Here is a 16801-nt window from a genome sequence, read left to right as displayed (position 1 = left end):
TTGAGGCGGCAGCCTAGGTGACAACGGCCTCTCCGTCGGCCGGGACAAGCAGGCTCGACGTGAAGCCCTCCTTCTCGGCAAAGGCCCGCAGTTCGGCGCGGCTCAGGACGCAATGGTTGACCGCCTCCATGTGGCTGGCGATCAGCGTAGCTCGCGGCGCAGCACGATGGACTGCCAGGACATCCGCTTCGCCCATGATAATGGGCTCCAGGCCGTTGAAGGTTGCCTTGCCCGCATTCAGAACGATCACGTCCGGTCGGTGCCTTGCGATGGCTTGCTCGACATGCTGGTTCCAGATGGTGTCGCCCGCCACGTAGAGCGTCTTCTCCGACGGGTGGCTGAAGACGACGCCGCAGACCTTGCCCAGGGCCGGGATCGCCTTGAGCGCGGCATCGGTGCCGTGCTGCCCACCTGTCTTGGCGAGCTTGACGCCCTTGAACTCCGATGCCTCAGTCAGGACGCGCACGTCCATGAACCCTGCTCCCCGGATCGCTTCGGCATCCTCGTCATTCTGCGCGAACAAGGGCAGCGACTTGTCGAGCTTCGCCTTGGCGGCATTATCCCAATGGTCAGTGTGCAGATGGGTCACGATCACCGCGTCCACATCGGTGATGTCAGCGATGGGCATCGGAAGTGGAACCAGGGGGTTGCGGCGCTCGCTGTTGGCCGAGCCAGGGAAGCCGGGGGACGTGCCCTGGTCGTCCAGCATCGGGTCTACTAGGAACCGCACACCGCCATAATCGATGCGCAGCGTTGCGTTGCGGATCTGCGTCACCCTCGCCCGCTGGCCAGCCGCTTGTGAAGCCTGTGTCGTCATTCCGATGATCCCCACGGACAATGCCATGATCTTCATCCGGCGCGTGATCAGGAAGCCTTTCCTGCTCCTGTCGTTCATGGTTCCAATCCTCCTTATCAGCAACTGGGCTGCAAAGGGCACCAGTATCCCCCGCATGCCGTAAAGGCCGCGATAACTTCTGGATAACGGACTAGGCGCAAGGATAAGAGTGGCGGCATCGACATAATGAGGGCCGGAAACGACATGGTGGTGCAGAAGCCAATCGAGATTGGCCTGGTGATCTACCCTGGCGCCCAGATGGCGGCCGTTCTTGGGATGACGGACTTCCTAGCGCTCGCGGACCGGATCGCGGGCGAAAAGGCTGATGGTCCCCAGACACCTTCCCTTCGTGTCAGTCATTGGCAGTTGCAGAATGGTGAGGACATGCCGGCGCGCGTGTTCGATACCGCTCCCGGAATTGAGGGGGCGCCGAACGTCCTCATCATGCCGCCCCGGCTGGGCGCGCTTATCGAAGCCGACGAGGCGGCTCCCTTTGTGAACTGGCTCCGCGAGCGACATGGCACCGGCACCTCGCTCGGCTCGATTTGCACGGGCGCGTTCCTGCTGGGCGAGACAGGCCTCCTGTCCGGCCGGTGCGTCACCACCCATTGGATCTTCGAGGAGGCGTTCCAGGCCCGCTTTCCCGAGGCCAGGACGGATGCCGCCCGCCTGCTCATCGACGACGGCGATATCATCACTGCGGGCGGGGCGATGGCCTGGACCGACCTCGTCCTGAAGCTGATCGACCGTCATCTCGGACCGGTGGTTATGATGGAGACGGCGCGGCGGCTCCTGGTTGATCCCCCCGGGCGGGAGCAGAGCTACTACAGCGCCTTCACACCGAGGCTGAGCCACGGTGACGGCGCCATCCTCAAGGTCCAGCACTGGCTTCAGGCAACAGAGGCGAAAGATGCCGACTTGGCCACTCTGGCCGCCCAGGCAGGCTTGGAAGAGCGGACCTTCCTGCGACGCTTCCAGAAGGCAACAGGCCTGACAACGACGGAGTACTATCAGCGGCTCCGCGTTGGAAAAGCTCGCGAGCTGCTTCAATCCAGCCCGCTTACAGCGGACCAGGTGGCATGGGAGGTCGGCTACTCCGACCCAGGCGCTTTCCGGAAGGTGTTCACGCGGATCGTGGGCCTGACGCCCGCCGAGTACCGCAAGCGCTTCCGGGCATAAGGTGGACGGACCGAAAGCAACCAGGCTTGTCGAAGGTCTGCTTTCTTGTGCCATCCGCCAAGAAGCAGTCATTCCGTCTCCGGCCAATGCCCGCCGCAACAGATGCACGAACAAACGTGGGACCAGCGTGAGACGTCCAAACGCGAAAAGCGTCCCCTTGGGTGGGTGATCGAAGGGGCCAATCGCAACGACCACAATCTGATGCACCCGGCGCTTGAGGCGATCTCAATCAAAGGCCCAAGCCGACGCCCCCATCGCCCCCAGCACCTCTGCCTCGATAACGGCTTCGACTATGACGAGCCGCGTGCACTGGCAGCCGAGTTCGGGTTCACCCTGCACCTGCGCACACGTGGCGAGGACGGCAGGGCCAAACGGCGCGCCGGAGCCAAGGCAAGGCGCTGCGTCGTTGAACGCATGCACTCCTCCTGGCTGAACCGCTTCCGCTCCAGCCTGATCCGATGGATCAAGAAGCCTGACAACTACCTCGCCCGGCTCCATCTTGCCTGCGGCATCATCACATGGCGTCACGCCCTACCGGATAGGCTCTAACACTACTTGGGCAGTTTAGGGTCAGGACCTATTAACGAGCCTCTTGCGCTTTGATCCTGCTGTGATTCCATGGTAGCCAGAGGTGCTGCCATGGCTGACCTGTTCTGGCTGACGAAGGCACAGATCGAGCGGATCTCGCGCTACTTTCCGCTTTCGCATGGTGTGCCGCGGGCCGACGACCAGCGGGTCGTCAGCGACATCATCCACGTCATCCGCAATGGCTTGCGCTGGCGCGACGCGCCTGCCGAGTACGGCCCACACAAGGCCCTGTACAACCGCATCTTCGTGGGGCTGGCAGGGCGCAAGGGTCAGCCTGACCGGCTGATGATCGATGCTATGCACCTCAAGGCTCACCGCACAGCAGCCAGCCGGCTCAAAAGGGCTGTTTCCCGCCGTATCGGGCGCTACCTGAGGCGACCTGAACTCCAAGCTGCACGCCATCACTGATGGCCAAGGCCGCCCGCTCATCATGCTGCTCTCCGAAGGTCAGATGAGCGACCACAAAGGCGCAGCGCTGATGCTCGGCGCCCTGCCGCCCGCCCGCATCCTGATCGGCGACAAAGGCTATGACAGCGACCGCTTCCGTCAGGCCCTGGCCGCTCGCGGTATCGAACCCTGCATTCCGTCACGCCGCGGACGCAAGCAGCGCATTCCGCATGACAGGATGCTGTATCGCCAGCGGCACCGTATCGAGAACATGTCCGGCAGGCTCAAGGACTGGCGCCGCATCGCCATGCGCTATGACCGCTGCGCCCACGCCTTCATGTCCGCCATCTGCCTCGCCGCCACCGTCCTCTTCTGGATCAATGAGCCCTGAGCCTAGGCCCCGGCCCCTGGCGGCACCTTTCGCGGCCCTGACTTGAGAACGACACCGCAACTATCATGCGCCGCGTGGATTCCACTCCTGGCGGCCGGGCGCGCCCGGCCGCCGGTTCAGGCCGTCGGGCTATCCTGCACGGGTCCGCGCGCCGCGATCATGCGAGGACCGATCTCATGCGGATACTCACCTTGGCCTCGGCGCTCATCGCTTTGGCCACAGCCCCTACACTGGCCCAGATGGCACCGCAGGGGGGTGCTTCCATCGTGACCCATGCCGGCAGCGTCGCCGATCTGGCGGCGATCTGTGATCCATCGCCCGAGCATCCGCGCCGCCTGGAATCCATCGCTTATTGCCAGGGCTACATCACGGCGGCGGGCCAGTACCACACGGCCGAACGGATGGCCGGCGACCAGGCAAGTCCGCTCTACTGCCTCCCCAATCCACCCCCGACCGTGGCGGAGAGCGGCCTCTCCTTCGCCGCATGGGCGCGGCAGAATCCGCAATATAACAACGAGCCGGCGATCGACGGCCTCACCCGCTGGGCACAGGCGAGTTTTCCCTGTGGAGATGCAGCCCAGCAGCGCGGCGCCAACCGCGGCACCATGGGCCGCTGAGAAGGGGATGCAGATGATTCGCCATTTCCGCGTGGCCTTGCCCTTGGTGGCAGTGCTCTCCCTAGGCGCCTGCGGGCCGGGCGGCATGAACCCCGAGACCCGCAACATTCTCGGCGGCACCGCCGGCGGCGCGGCGCTGGGCGGTGTTGTGGGTTCCTTCAGCGGTGATGCCGGCCTCGGCGCCCTGATCGGGGCCGGTGTCGGCGCGGGTGCCGGCTATCTCTACAACCAGGCGCACCAACCGCCCCGCTGGCGGCCTCCTCCACCGCCACGCGGCCCGCGTGGCCCGGGCGGCTACTAATGACATAAGGCGGCATTGCCGGGCTTCCACGAGTCCGGCCCCTTCCCCTTGACGCCAGTTCAGGGCGGCACGCAGCGCTTACGCCGCCTCCGCCCGCAGCACGGCGTCTCGTCGTCTACTGCGGCTGAGCCCGTAGAGGACGCAAGGCGGTACTCCTGGTCTTCCGGCAGGTGGCGGACTCATACGCACGCCTTCGCCAGCGCCCGCACCGTCGCGTCATCCAGAGCGCCCCCGCGCTCCATCAGCGCCTAGTACACTGCCGCGCACTGATCCCTGCCCAGCGAGCACGAGCATCACGCCCTCCCTAGCTGACACAGGCAGGCAGCACCTGAGAACAGACCGGGCAGCCCAGGATGCTCGCGCCCGATGCTGTTCAGATATCCGGACATGCACCGCCAGAGATGTCCGGAGATCCGGGCGTGCCACCCGGCGTCTGGCGCCGAAGTGATTGAGTTTGCACCCCTCTAAGCTCTGGCAAAGCTCTTGCAGAGCAGCGCTCGATGTACGACGCCAAGGCCATATCGCGGTCACGCATGCCTCGCCGCCCCATGCGGCGGCAGGCAAGCAAGCTGCAAACGATCGGCAAGGCCCTGCCGCGCCGGTTGGACACGCATCTTTCCGGAGCACGCCTGACGTCCATGCTTCCTCAACTTCGCTCGCTCCCCCTGGCCATACGGCTGCCGCTCCTGGCGGGGCTGGCGGTGTTCGTCTCCTCCGTCGGCACCACCCATCTGGCCCTGAGCTTCATGCAACGGGAGCTGGACAGCAGTGTGGCCCATATGGCTGACGTCTATATCGACAGCCTCGCGGGCACGGCCCTGCCCTGGCTGCGCGCCGGCGACTTCTCGGGGCTGGAGGCGGCGCTGGAGCGCAGCATGGGATTCCAGCGCGGCGTCAACGATCTGGCTATTATCGTGGCTGATCCCAGTGGCCGTCCTCTGGCCCATGCCGGCGAGCCGCAGGGCCCATCGCCCATGGCCTTCGGGCAGGCAGGCCTGCATTGGTCACCCGATCCCGCCCAGGATACGGCCTGGGTACAGCGCGAGCTGGTGATGGATGGGCAGGTGGTGGCACTCGTGGCGGCGCAGCTTGCCTTCCCCGAGCAGACCAGCCGGCAGCGCCACGTCACCTGGGTTCTGACAGTGGCCGACCTCGTGCTGGCAACGTTGGCCGCCGGCCTCGCCATGCTGCTGGCGCGCCGGCTGATGCAGCCCTTCCTGGCCGTGAGGGCGGCCCTGAACCGCGCCGGCACCGGAGATTTCGAACCCCTTCCCCTCGCCCGGCACGATGTCGAGGCCAACCGCCTGGCCGAAGCCTTCAACCTGATGGCCGCCCGGCTACGGGAGCGGGAGGAGCTGGCCAGCCGCCTGGCGGAGCGGGAGCGCGCCGCCATGCTGGGCCGCCTCGCCGCCAGCGTGGCGCACGAGGTCCGCAACCCCCTTGCCGGCATGCTGACAGCCCTGGAAACAGCGCGCCGCTTCGGCGACGATCCGGCGGCACGCGGCCGGGCGCTCGACCTCGTGGAACGAGGGCTGCGGCAGATCGAGGCCGTGGTCCGCAGCACCCTCGCCACCTACCGCCAAAACGACGAACGCCGGCCTCTCTCGGCCGAGGACCTGGAAGACCTGCGCCTGCTGGTGATGCCGGAGGCGCGGCGCGGCCAGGTCGGGCTGGACTGGCATGTTTCCCTGCCGGAGCCCTTCCCCACCGATGCGCTGCGCCTGCGGCAGCTCCTTCTCAACCTGCTGCTGAACGCCGTCGCCGCCACGCCGCCGGGCCGGCAGGTCCGTCTGCGCGTGGACCGCGCCACGGATACGCGCCTGACGATCTGCGTGGAGGACGAGGCGGGCGGCCTGCCGGCGGAGGCGGAACAGCGCCTTGCCGGCAGCGGCACGGATGCCGCCGGCGGCACGTCCGGCGGACTGGGGCTGGAAATCGCGGCGCAGCTCGCCGCCAGCCTCGGCGCCCGCATTGGGGTCGTGAAACTGGCGCGGGGCAGCCGCATCACCCTCGACCTACCGGCCCGCGCGGAGAAGATGCCATGAGCCCGACCCCTTCCCGCTCCGTGGTGCTGATCGAGGATGACGAGGTGCTGGGCGAGAGCCTGGTGCAGCGGCTGACGCTGGAGGGAATCGCCACCGCCTGGGCGCGCAGCGCGCGTGAGGGCGAGGCGCTGCTGCGCCGCCAGCGGCCAACCCTGATCGTCTGCGACATCCGCCTGCCCGACGGCAATGGCGAGGCGCTGCTCACCCGGTTGATGCCCGAGCTGGGTGGCACGCCCATCATCGTCGTCACGGCCTTCGGTGACGTGGCGCAGGCGGTGCGGCTGCTGCGTGCCGGCGCCGACGACTATGTGGAGAAGCCCTTTCCGGCACAGCTCCTGATCGACAAGCTGGCCACCTATGCCGGCTGGGCGGCCCCCGACGCGCCCGCCGCGGATATCACCGGCTGGTCGTCCCCGGCCATGCGCACGCTGCGCCGCCACCTGCTGAAGCTCGGCCTCGTCGATACCACCGTGCTGCTCGGGGGCGAGAGCGGCGCCGGCAAGGAAGTGGCGGCGCGCGTGCTGCACGACAATGGCAGCCGCGCCGTGGGACCGTTCGTTGCCATCAACTGCGCGGCGATTCCGGCGGAGCTGCTGGAAAGCCAGATCTTCGGCCATGAGCGCGGCGCCTTCACCGGCGCGGCCGAGCGACAGGCTGGCCTCGCCGAGCGCGCGGCCGGCGGCACGCTGTTCCTCGACGAGGTGGCGGAACTCGGGCCGGCTCCCCAGGCGAAGCTGCTGCGCCTGCTGCAGGAGCGGCGCTTCACCCGCCTTGGCGGGCGGGAAGAACTGCCGCTGCAGGCACGCATCATTGCTGCCAGCAATGCCGACCTCCGCGCACGCGTGGCCGAGGGCCGCTTCCGCGAGGACCTGTTCTATCGCCTTGCCGTGGTGGAACTGACCGTGCCGCCATTGCGCGAGCGACCGGAGGATCTCGGCGCGCTGGCGGCGCATTTCCTGCGCCACTTTGCCTCAGCCTTCGGGCGGGAGGAGCCGCAGCTTTCGGCGCCTGCCTTTGACGCGCTGCTGGCGCATGACTGGCCCGGCAATGTGCGCGAACTCCGCAACCGCGTCGAGCGCGCCATGGTGCTGGCCGAGGGCACGCGCCTGGAAGCGGCGGACCTGTTTCCCGAACGCCGGACGCAGGAGGCACCGCCGCTCTCGCTGGCCGAAGCCCGCGACGCTGCCGAGCGTGAGCACATCCGGCGCGTGCTGGCGCGTGCCGGGAGCCGCGTGGGCGATGCTGCTCAGCTGCTCGGCATCTCCCGTACCACGCTGTGGGAGCGGATGCGGCGTCTCGGCCTCAAGGGCTGAGATTTTCCACAAGAACTCCTGGGAGTGTCTCGTTTGAGAGCGATGAGAGATTATGGCGACATCATCGGCGGTCTTCTGCTGATGGCCGCGGGTGCCTGGTTCGCGATGTACTCCGGCAACTACTCGATGGGAACGTTACGCCGGATGGGGCCGGGCTACTTCCCTGTGGTGATCGGCGGGACGATCATCCTCTTCGGCCTTCTGGTGCTGGTGCCGGGCATGCTGCGGGCGGGCAGCTTGCCCCGGCCGGAATGGCGACCCTTCGCCACCATCAGCCTCTCGGTGCTGGCCTTCGCGGTCATCGTCGAACGCTTCGGGCTGGTGCCGGCCACTATTGCCCTCACCCTCTCCGCCGCACTGGCGGAGCCGGGCCTCAAGCCGTTGCGCATCATACTGCTTGCCCTGGGCCTCTCGGCTCTTGGCGTCATTGTCTTCACGCAGGGGCTGGGCATCCCCCTTCCTGCCTTCCGGTGGCCGCAATAATGGACATGTTTTCCAATCTGGCGCTGGGCTTCGGTGAAGCCTTCGCCATGCAGAACCTGCTCTACTGCTTCTTCGGTGTATTCCTTGGCACCTTCATCGGCGTGCTGCCTGGCATCGGGCCGCTCGCCACGATCTCGATGCTGCTGCCCCTTACCTTCCACGTGCCGCCCACAGCCGCCATCATCATGCTGGCCGGCATCTATTATGGCGCGCAGTATGGCGGCTCCACGGCGTCGATCCTGATGAACCTCCCCGGCACGCCGGCGGCGGCCGTGGTCTGCCTGGACGGCTACCCGATGGCCAAGCAGGGCCGCGCCGGCGTCGCCCTGTTCATGACGACGATCGCCTCCTTCGTCGGCAGCACCATCGGCATCATCATCCTGACGGCCTTCTCGCCCACTCTGGCCAGCGTGGCGCTCGCCTTCGGCCCGGCCGACTATTTCTCGATGATGCTGCTTGGCCTCATCGCCGCCGCGGCGCTGGCGCAGGGATCGCCGGCCAAGGGTATCGCCATGGTGCTGCTGGGCTTGGCGCTGGGCATGATCGGCACCGACGTGCAGACCGGCCAGCAGCGCTTCACCTTCGGCATCCCGCAGTTGTCCGACGGGCTGAACCTCGTCGCGGTCGCCATGGGTCTGTTCGGCGTGTCCGAGGTCATCACCAGCATCATGCGAATGCGTGATGTCAACAAGCAGAAGCAGGAGAGCATCACCATGCGCTCCATGCTTCCCAGGGCGGACGATGTGAAGCGGTCCTGGCGCGCCATGCTGCGCGGCAGCGGTGTCGGCTCCTTCTTCGGCACGCTGCCGGGCGCAGGCACCACCATTGCCGCCTTCATCGCCTATGCGGTGGAGAAGCGCATGTCCCGGCAGCCGGAACGCTTCGGAAAGGGCGCCGTCGAGGGCATCAGCGCGCCGGAATCCGCTTCCAACGCCTCGGCGCAGACGGCCTTCATCCCGACGCTCACCCTCGGCATCCCAGGCGATGCCGTGATGGCGCTGATGCTGGGCGCCATGATCATCCAGGGCATCCAGCCCGGGCCGCGCCTTGTCTCCGACCATCCGGAATTGTTCTGGGGCCTCATCGCCAGCTTCTGGATCGGCAACGTCATGCTGGTGATCCTGAACATCCCGATGATCGGACTCTGGGTGCGGATGCTGCGCATCCCCTACGGCATCCTCTATCCGTCGATCCTGCTGTTCATCTGCATCGGCGTGTTCAGCGTCAACAACAGCGCCTTCGACGTGTTGCTGGTGATGATCTTCGGCGTCATCGGCTATGGCATGGTGCTGCTGAAGTTCGAGCCGGCGCCGCTGATCCTTGGTTTCATCCTGGGCCCGCTGATGGAGGAGCACCTGCGGCGCGCCATGCTGCTGTCCCGCGGTGACCTCGCCGTCTTCATCGAGCGCCCTATCAGCGCGAGCTTCCTCGCCGTCACCGCCTCGCTGCTGGCCTGGTCGGTGGTCAGCATGGTGAAGCAGACTCGGACGCAGCGCCGCGCTGCCGTCGCAGCCGGTCTTTAACAGGACAGCGTCGTGCAGGAGCAGGTCATCGGCCCCTTCCTGGACTGGGTCGCCCGGCACCAGGACTGGGCGGGGCCAGTGGCCTTCCTGCTGGCCTTCACCGAATCCCTGCCGGTGGTGGGGTTCTTCATTCCCGGCTCGGCGCTGCTCTTCGCGGCAGGCATGCTGATCCTCAGCGGCGTATTGCCGGCATGGCCGGTGCTGTTGGGCGCGGGGCTCGGTGCCGCGCTGGGCGACAGCACCGGCTATCTCATGGCGCGTCACTGGGGGCCTGGCGTGGTGCGCCGCCACCTGCCACGACGCCACTGGCGATTATACGCCAGGGCGCGGATCGGCTTTCGCCGCTGGGGCCTGTGGGCGGTGTTCCTCAGCCGCTTCTTTGCCCCGCTGCGCGCCTTCATCCCCGTGGTGGCGGGACTGTCCGGCATGCGTCACTGGCATTTCCAGCTTGCCAATCTCCCATCGGCTGTGGTGTGGGCGCCGCTGCTGCTGATGCCCGGCCAAGCCGTAGGCTGGTTTTCAGGTACGGTCTCCGAGGAGCACCTGCCGATCGTGCTGCTTACCATGTCGGGCATGGCACTGGCCGCTTGGCGCCTGCTCAAGCGACCGCCAAGCCATGCGGTGAGCCATGCCTTACAGGTGAGAAAGCGGGGCCTGCGGAAGTCACCGTGATCGGTATCCCGTCGGCAGTGGGACCAGCGTGGGACGCCCAAACGCGAAAAGCCCGGCATCTCTGCCGGGCTTTTCGATAAGATCCTGATTTTACTCAGGAAAGACTGGCGCGCCCGAAGAGATTCGAACTCCTGACCCCCAGATTCGTAGGTTGACGATCGGTGCACCTCTGTAGCCGTCATGAAGGGATATCGAGGAACATCAATGACTTCCGCAGGAGCCCCGCTTTGGGAGTTCCCCACCATTCGATATAATAGCCCCCTCGTGCCCCTGTGGGACTGGCGTGGGACGAGCGGCTTGACTTGCGTGGAGAACCCCTGCCCCCGCAGCTACAGGTTGGTGAGGACATAGGTCGCGGCGTTGCCTTAGTCGAGCTCACGATAGTGCCTGAACTTCCGTAGCCGGTCTGCTTCGCACCCACTCCGGACCCTGTGGGGCACCTTGCTTACACTCAGAAGCGGACCTCATCGAGGCTGCGCATTCCGGTCAACGTGCTTCCCGTGAAACGCAGATCAAGTCGCCAGGAGTGGGAGAGGCCGGTCTGCTGCGCTCTGGCAGCGCACATCCAGTCACGCTAGAGGTCCCGCGGCAGGGCGGCGTAGCGCGCCTCGAGGTCAGCCACCGCGGCTCGGTCACTCAGGTTCAGCCGCCCCGCGATGAGGTTGAGATCAGCATGGCGGCGTAGCGCGGCGCGGCGACCTGGCGCCTGCTCAGCCGCCAGCACGACGCCGAGAACCTCTATGAGGCGGAGGAGGACGGCGGCAGAGGACGCGCCATTCTGCCGGACCATGTGGAACATCGCGTCGAGCAGCCCGTCATAGTTCACCGTGCGCCGGAACAGGACAGCCCGCCCATCCCGGAGCACAGCCCGTCCCGGCAGGTGCCGGTCGGTCAGACCGCAGAGCACGTCACCAAACCGGTCCAGCACGGCAATTGCCGTGAACGGGTCGTTTATGCCGGGGGAGAGAGCACGAACCGCGATTTCCGCCAGTTGCCGCACGGCGAACTCCAGGTCCTGCGCCGCGGCACGCCGGTCCCCCAGGCTCATTGCCACGCAGATCCGTTCGGATGCCTCCTCTGCCAGTGCTGGCGGCGAAACCTCGGCTACAGGCGCTCCGGGAAAGACGTAGTCACCCGGACGCACAAGGAGGTCGAGGGTCGCTCCCCGCGCCGCCGCCCAGTCCGCGAGTTCCTCCTCGTCCAGCGCACGAAGGTAGCCTCCCCCCTCTGCGAAGGCAGAAGCGCTCATCGTGGGTGAGCCACTCGGCTCGGGGTCTGGCCGGTCAAGGGTCAATCGGGCGACCGCCTCACGCAGCTCTGCGTGGACGGTGCCGATCACGGTCTCGACGTTGATGCCGGACGCGATGTGGTGGACGAACCAGGTGAGCGTCCCGACGCAGATGAGGGCAAGAAGGAGGGCAAGGGTGACACCAAGGTGGGGCACGAAGGTGCCCTCTTCCACCGATCGCACGGTCCGCAGCACGATAAGTGCGTAGACGAAGGTGCCGAGGAACACCCCCAGGGCCATCTGGTTCCCCGCGTCACGGACAAAGTTCCGGAGCAGGCGCGGCCCCATTTGACCGGAGGCGAGGGAGAGCGCGGCGACCGTGATGGAGAAGGTGGTGCCTGCGACACCGATGGTTGAGGTGGCGATGGCGCCCAGCAGAGCCCGTGCCCCCGCCTCGCCGCCCACATAGAGCCACCCTTCGGGAAGAACCGACCGGACCCAATCCGACTGCTCAGCCCAGACCGCTCCCTCCCCGAGGATGATCCCCAGGAGGACAAGGATCGCCGGGCGGAGCCAGAAGGCGTCTCCGAGAGCCTCCAGCCGTTCGCGCAGGGCCGTGCTCATGGCGCCTCGGGGCGGGGTTCACGCCGCCCCCCAGCCCGCGCACCGCACACGACCCCAAGTACGGCCAGCCCGACGAGGAGTACCGAGACAATTGTCATGAAGATGCGCCGAACTCGCCGAACCGGGCGGTCACTTCAACGGTCACGCGGGACATGCTCCGGCACACCCGCGCGTTGCGCGGCATCCGCCCGGTAGCGCAGGGCGAGTGCTGCGGCCGCTACCGCTCCGGCAGTGTCCATGATCATGTCGATCATCGTGTCGTCCTTCCCCTTGATGACGTCGCCGGAGGCGAAACGGTCAAACACCCATTCCGCGACCTCCCAGAGCGCCCCGATCGTGATGCCTACGGAGGAGATCAGCAGGACGAAGAGGATAGCCCGTCCTTCCCGGACGCCCTGGCCGATGAACATGACTGTGAGCCAGAAGGTCAGGGCCAGAAGGGCGAAGGCCAATCCCCAGGCGACCATGCGCCCCTGACCGGATCCGCTCATGATCCATCCTCCTCACCAGCCTGGTGCAACGCCGCTCTCCCTCGCAACGGCGAGGCGCTCCGAAAGTTGAAATCCGGGCGAGAGGAGTGGCGGCATGTTCTTCGACAGCTGGACGGGGCTGCTGCGGGTCGTGGTGGTTGGAAGCCTCGCCTACGTTATCCTGGTATTGCTGCTCCGAGCGACGGGCAAGCGCACGCTCTCCAAGATGAACGCGTTCGACCTAGTCGTGACGGTCGCGCTCGGCTCCACCCTGGCGACCGTGCTGCTGAGCAAGGACGTTGCCCTCGTTGAAGGGGTCGTTGCATTCGCGCTTCTCGTCCTGCTGCAATATGCCATTACTTGGCTCTCGGTCCGTTCGGATCGTGTGCGGACCCTCGTCAAGGCGGAGCCCTGCCTCCTGCTCCGCGACGGCCGCTTCTTGCCTGAGGCCATGCGGCGGGAACGCGTGACCGAAGACGAGGTCCAGGCTGCGGCCCGTGCGCAGGGCATCGGCTCGCTTCAGGCGGTGGCCGCGGTGGTCTTGGAGACCGACGGGAGTTTTTCCGTCATACGTCGGAACTCCACACCGATGAATGAGGGCGGGCGCCCTTCCTCACTGTCGCCCTGATCCGCCTTGGCCACTCTGACCCACAACGCGCCGTGTGGTTCAGGTTCTTAGCGACACCTGATTGACGAGCGCCGCCCAATTTGGCGGGCTGGGTGGCAGCCACCCGCTGCTCACCCTGTCCGAGGAACGACCTTACGCTGGATGCTTCCGTTCTTCAGGCCTGCCGAGACGGGGTCCCCGGCCAGTCCTGCGGAGCGACCCGCAGCAGGGTGTAGCCCAGCAAGCCGGACAGGAAGGAGCCCGCGAGAATACCGATCTTGGCCTCCGCCTGGAGAAGCGGGTCACCGGGAAAGGCCAGCAGGGTGATAAAGAGGCTCATGGTGAAGCCGATGCCACAGAGCAGGGCCGTTCCCGCCATCTGCAGCCGCCCGGCATAGGCAGGCATGTCGGCAAACCCAAGGCGGATGGCCAACAGGGAGAACCCCAGCACGCCAACCACCTTGCCGACCAGCAGCCCGAGCCCAACACCCAGCGTGACCGGCGCAGCCAGGGCTTCCATGGGCAGGCCGAGGAAGGGCACGCCCGCATTCGCCAAGCCAAAGATCGGCACCACGCCGCGCCTCGAGCGCCGCGATGGCATGGCTCAACGCGGACGTCGTCACACCCATCTCCGACGCTGCCCGTCAGAAGATGCCATGCCTCGCAACAGCCAGGAAGTAGACGAAGTCGGCAAGGTCGGCCCGGCTCAGCTGCATCTGGGAGTGATAGCACATTGTTGAGCAGCGCTCATCAGTCCGTTGCGTGAGAGGGGGCTAATCGGGATGCGAGATCCGCATTAGATCTACAGCATCGGCCTCGCTCCCAGGCACACGGTCGAGGAGGCAGCAACATGATCAGATTGCCACTCGCACTCGCAGCGCCTGTGACTGCTCCCGCGACCGCATCACCCAAGGAAGGAAGAACGATAGATATCGCCCGAAAGGCAGAGATGAAGACGGTGGAAGGGGCCGCCGAGTACTGCACCGGCAAGGTCACGGTCAGCGGTCAATTCCAACGACCGGCTCCTTCCCGCGTGAATGGTGCGATCGTCCACTTTGACCCTGCTGGGCGCTCGGCATGGCACACGCATCCGACGGGCCAGACGCTGATCGTCACTGAAGGAGCGGGCTGGACGCAGGTGGAGGGTGGGCCGAAGCTCGAGTTCCGCACTAGCGACATTGTGTGGTGTCCAGCCAAGCACAAGCATTGGCATGGCGCGACGCAGCATGAGGCCATACCCACGTCGCCATTCATGAGTCGGTGAACGGTTCGCCGGTGACCTGGATGGAGAAGGTCACCGACGAGCAATATCTCGCCCCGGTTGGCGGGGACTGATCCCGTGCCGCACCTGATCGTGAAACTCTGGCCCGACAAGACTCAGGCGCGGAAGCAGGCGCTTTCAGAGGCCATCGTGCGCGATGTCAGCAACCTTTAAAATCGAAAGGCTCTAATCATGGTTCTGGAAGAGACCTTCACCCTGGCCAACGGGGTATCCATTCCGAAGCTCGGCTTCGGCACCTGGATGATCGGGGACGACGACGCCGCCCGCGCGGTACGCGACGCCATCGACATCGGATACCGGCACATCGACACCGCCCAGGCCTATGCCAACGAGCGCAGGGTTGGCGAAGGGGTGCGCAGCAGCGGCGTTCCGCGTGACCAAGTTTTCGTCACGACCAAGCTCGCGGCCGAGAGCAAGAGCTATGCCGACGCCCAGGAACGCATCGACGGATCGCTGCGGGCCCTGGGGCTCGACCACATCGATCTCATGCTGATCCACAGTCCGCAGCCTTGGGCGGAGTTTCGGGAGGGCAAGCACTATTTCGAGGGCAATGCAGAGGCCTGGCGCGCGCTCGAAGGTGCATATCGCGCCGGCAAGCTTCGTGCGATCGGCGTCTCCAACTTCGAGCGGGCCGACATCGACAACCTGCTCGCCACCTGCAGCGTCGCACCGATGGTGAACCAGGTTCTGGCGCATGTCGGCAACACGCCCTTCGACCTTATCGACTATTCCAATTCGAAGGGCATCCTGGTCGAGGCCTATTCGCCGGTTGCGCACGGCGCGGTGCTGAAGGATGCGGGCTTGCGGGCGATGGCCGACCGCTACGGCGTGAGCGTCCCGCAGCTCTGCATCCGCTACTGCCTGCAACTCGAGCTCCTACCGCTGCCCCAGACCGTGAACCCAGCGCACATGCGCGACAACGCCGCTGTCGACTTCGCAATCTCCGATGCGGACATGGATACGCTGCGGAGCGTCCGGGACGGCACCGACTATGGCGAGGCGAGGATGTTCCCTGTGTTCGGCAAGAAGCGTCAGGATGAAACAACGACCGGGAAGAGCTGAACCACCGCACCGGGCGAGGGACATTCCCCGGGGTCGCGGGCGCGGCTCAGGAATCAGTCCGACGTTACCGGGCGCGGCTGTCCGAGCGCCCTAATCGAGGAGACAAGCCGTCATGAGAGCCATAGGATTGTCCGAGTTCGGAGGCCCCGAGGTGCTGCAGGCTCTCGACCTGCCCCTGCCGGAGGTGCGGTCGGGCGAGATCCGGATTCGCGTGGCCGCCGCAACCGTCAACCCGGTCGATGCGATGGTTCGCAAAGGATTGGCCTTCGTCTCCGACGCCGCGCCACCCTATGTTCCCGGCATGGAGGCGGCGGGCGTGGTCGATCGTATCGGCGACGGCGTCAGCACCGATCTTGTTGTCGGCGACCGCGTCATCGCAATCGCCGTCGTCTCCGGGACACACGGCGCTTACGCCGACTATCTTGTCGTCCCCGCGGACTCGGTCGTACGCGCTCCAGCCAACGCCAGGGACGTCGAAGCCGCCACGCTGCCGATGAACGGACTGACGGCCTGCATGGCGCTCGATCTTCTGAAGCTTCCGACTGGCGGCAGCGTGGCCGTGGTTGGCGGGGCCGGCGCAGTCGGCGGCTACGCCGTGCAGCTGGCCAAGGCGGACGGTTTCCGCGTGATAGCGGACGCGGCTCCCGGCGACCTGCACAGAGTGAAGGAACTGGGTGCCGACATGGTCTTTCCCCGAGGGGACGACTTCCCTGAGCTCGTGCGCCAGGAGATACCCCAAGGGGTTGATGGACTCGTCGACACTGCGGGGATCGTAGTGTCCGTAGCGCGCGCGGTTCGTGACGGCGGTCGCATCGTGACGTCGGCTCCTGGCGCGCCGCTCGCAACCGAGCGCGGGATCGTCACTGAACGCACTTTCGTGCCCGACTACTCCCGCAATCGAAGCGCGCTCGATCGCCTTCGCGAGTTGACCGACGCGGGCCGCATCACGCTCCGAGTTGCCAGAGCCCTTCCTGCCGAGCAGGCCGTAGAGGCTCACCGGCTGCTCGAGACCGGCGGCCTGTGGGGCCGTATTGTCCTGACCTTCTGACCCGAGCCCGCGATGTACGCAGGTAGAATCAACGATGTGTCGGCACTGATGCTGGGGCTCCTTGTCATGCTTGGAGTCGCCGTCGCAGCGTGCTCGCAAACTGTCGAGTGATCTGTGGAGCAAAACGCCCCCGCGCCGCGCTCTGA

At 66.2% G+C, this 16801-nt stretch carries 17 protein-coding genes and 1 pseudogene; 14 read left to right on the top strand and 4 right to left on the bottom strand.

Features of this window, described 5'->3' with window-relative positions:
* Positions 1 to 13 precede the first annotated feature (13 nt).
* Entirely contained in the window at positions 14 to 895 is an 882-nt protein-coding gene (locus IAI58_RS05415; RefSeq protein WP_207445234.1) for an MBL fold metallo-hydrolase, read from the bottom strand.
* 144 nt (positions 896 to 1039) lie between these two features.
* Between IAI58_RS05415 and IAI58_RS05410 the strand changes: the two genes are divergently transcribed.
* From IAI58_RS05410 to IAI58_RS05365, 10 genes and pseudogenes are all read left to right on the top strand, one after another.
* Positions 1040 to 2014, top strand: coding sequence for a GlxA family transcriptional regulator (locus IAI58_RS05410; protein ID WP_207445235.1), 975 nt, complete (start codon positions 1040 to 1042; stop codon positions 2012 to 2014).
* 261 nt (positions 2015 to 2275) lie between these two features.
* Positions 2276 to 2563 (top strand): annotated as a pseudogene (locus IAI58_RS23440) (IS5/IS1182 family transposase); the annotation flags it as partial.
* 90 nt (positions 2564 to 2653) lie between these two features.
* Positions 2654 to 3380 (top strand): IS5 family transposase gene (locus tag IAI58_RS05400; protein ID WP_408906185.1). Its coding sequence is split into 2 segments (ribosomal slippage): positions 2654 to 2974 and positions 2976 to 3380, totalling 726 coding nucleotides; the frame shifts between segments, so codons are not numbered across the junction.
* Positions 3381 to 3556: 176 nt separating this feature from the next.
* Positions 3557 to 3997, top strand: coding sequence for a Rap1a/Tai family immunity protein (locus IAI58_RS05395; protein WP_207445237.1), 441 nt, complete (start codon positions 3557 to 3559; stop codon positions 3995 to 3997).
* 7 nt (positions 3998 to 4004) lie between these two features.
* Positions 4005 to 4298 (top strand): glycine zipper domain-containing protein, encoded by a 294-nt coding sequence (locus IAI58_RS05390; protein WP_237182170.1) that lies wholly within the window; start codon positions 4005 to 4007, stop codon positions 4296 to 4298.
* A 638-nt stretch (positions 4299 to 4936) separates the two neighbouring features.
* Positions 4937 to 6343: an ATP-binding protein gene (locus IAI58_RS05385; protein ID WP_207445238.1), complete on the top strand. Its 1407-nt coding sequence runs from the start codon at positions 4937 to 4939 to the stop codon at positions 6341 to 6343.
* The gene (locus IAI58_RS05380) at positions 6340 to 7656 is read left to right on the top strand and encodes a sigma-54-dependent transcriptional regulator (protein WP_207445239.1); all 1317 of its coding nucleotides are present in this window, start codon (positions 6340 to 6342) and stop codon (positions 7654 to 7656) included. Before IAI58_RS05385 ends, IAI58_RS05380 begins: the two co-directional genes overlap by 4 nt.
* 42 nt (positions 7657 to 7698) lie before the next feature.
* Positions 7699 to 8139 (top strand): tripartite tricarboxylate transporter TctB family protein, encoded by a 441-nt coding sequence (locus IAI58_RS05375; RefSeq protein ID WP_237182189.1) that lies wholly within the window; start codon positions 7699 to 7701, stop codon positions 8137 to 8139.
* Positions 8139 to 9662 (top strand): tripartite tricarboxylate transporter permease, encoded by a 1524-nt coding sequence (locus tag IAI58_RS05370; protein ID WP_207445241.1) that lies wholly within the window; start codon positions 8139 to 8141, stop codon positions 9660 to 9662. Before IAI58_RS05375 ends, IAI58_RS05370 begins: the two co-directional genes overlap by 1 nt.
* A 78-nt stretch (positions 9663 to 9740) precedes the next feature.
* Entirely contained in the window at positions 9741 to 10334 is a 594-nt protein-coding gene (locus tag IAI58_RS05365) for a DedA family protein (protein WP_237182915.1), read from the top strand.
* 574 nt (positions 10335 to 10908) lie between these two features.
* Here IAI58_RS05365 and IAI58_RS05360 read toward each other — a convergent pair.
* On the bottom strand, positions 10909 to 12186 hold the full coding sequence (locus IAI58_RS05360) for a DUF2254 domain-containing protein (RefSeq protein ID WP_207445243.1): 1278 nt from the start codon (positions 12184 to 12186) through the stop codon (positions 10909 to 10911).
* A gap of 134 nt (positions 12187 to 12320) precedes the next feature.
* A complete protein-coding gene (locus IAI58_RS05355; protein ID WP_207445244.1) occupies positions 12321 to 12677 on the bottom strand; it encodes a DUF2238 domain-containing protein in 357 nt (118 codons plus the stop codon).
* 94 nt (positions 12678 to 12771) lie between these two features.
* On the opposite strand from IAI58_RS05355, the gene IAI58_RS05350 reads away from it, so the two are divergent.
* A complete protein-coding gene (locus IAI58_RS05350) occupies positions 12772 to 13284 on the top strand; it encodes a DUF421 domain-containing protein (protein WP_207445245.1) in 513 nt (170 codons plus the stop codon).
* Between the two features lie 154 nt (positions 13285 to 13438).
* Here IAI58_RS05350 and IAI58_RS05345 read toward each other — a convergent pair whose 3' ends face one another.
* Positions 13439 to 13804, bottom strand: coding sequence for a Na+/H+ antiporter NhaA (locus tag IAI58_RS05345; protein ID WP_237182914.1), 366 nt, complete (start codon positions 13802 to 13804; stop codon positions 13439 to 13441).
* A gap of 309 nt (positions 13805 to 14113) precedes the next feature.
* On the opposite strand from IAI58_RS05345, the gene IAI58_RS05340 reads away from it, so the two are divergent.
* From IAI58_RS05340 to IAI58_RS05330, 3 genes are all read left to right on the top strand, one after another.
* Complete coding sequence (locus IAI58_RS05340; RefSeq protein WP_336512704.1) at positions 14114 to 14527, top strand: cupin domain-containing protein; 414 nt, start codon at positions 14114 to 14116, stop codon at positions 14525 to 14527.
* 189 nt (positions 14528 to 14716) lie between these two features.
* Positions 14717 to 15607, top strand: coding sequence for an aldo/keto reductase (locus IAI58_RS05335; RefSeq protein ID WP_207445246.1), 891 nt, complete (start codon positions 14717 to 14719; stop codon positions 15605 to 15607).
* 127 nt (positions 15608 to 15734) lie between these two features.
* On the top strand, positions 15735 to 16655 hold the full coding sequence (locus IAI58_RS05330; RefSeq protein WP_207445247.1) for an NADP-dependent oxidoreductase: 921 nt from the start codon (positions 15735 to 15737) through the stop codon (positions 16653 to 16655).
* Positions 16656 to 16801: the final 146 nt, after the last annotated feature.

Origin of the sequence: Roseomonas marmotae (assembly GCF_017654485.1) — a bacterium.
GTDB classification, from domain to species: domain Bacteria; phylum Pseudomonadota; class Alphaproteobacteria; order Acetobacterales; family Acetobacteraceae; genus Pseudoroseomonas; species Pseudoroseomonas marmotae.
Note: the sequence above shows the minus strand (reverse complement) of the source record. Positions and strands in the feature narration are given on the sequence as shown.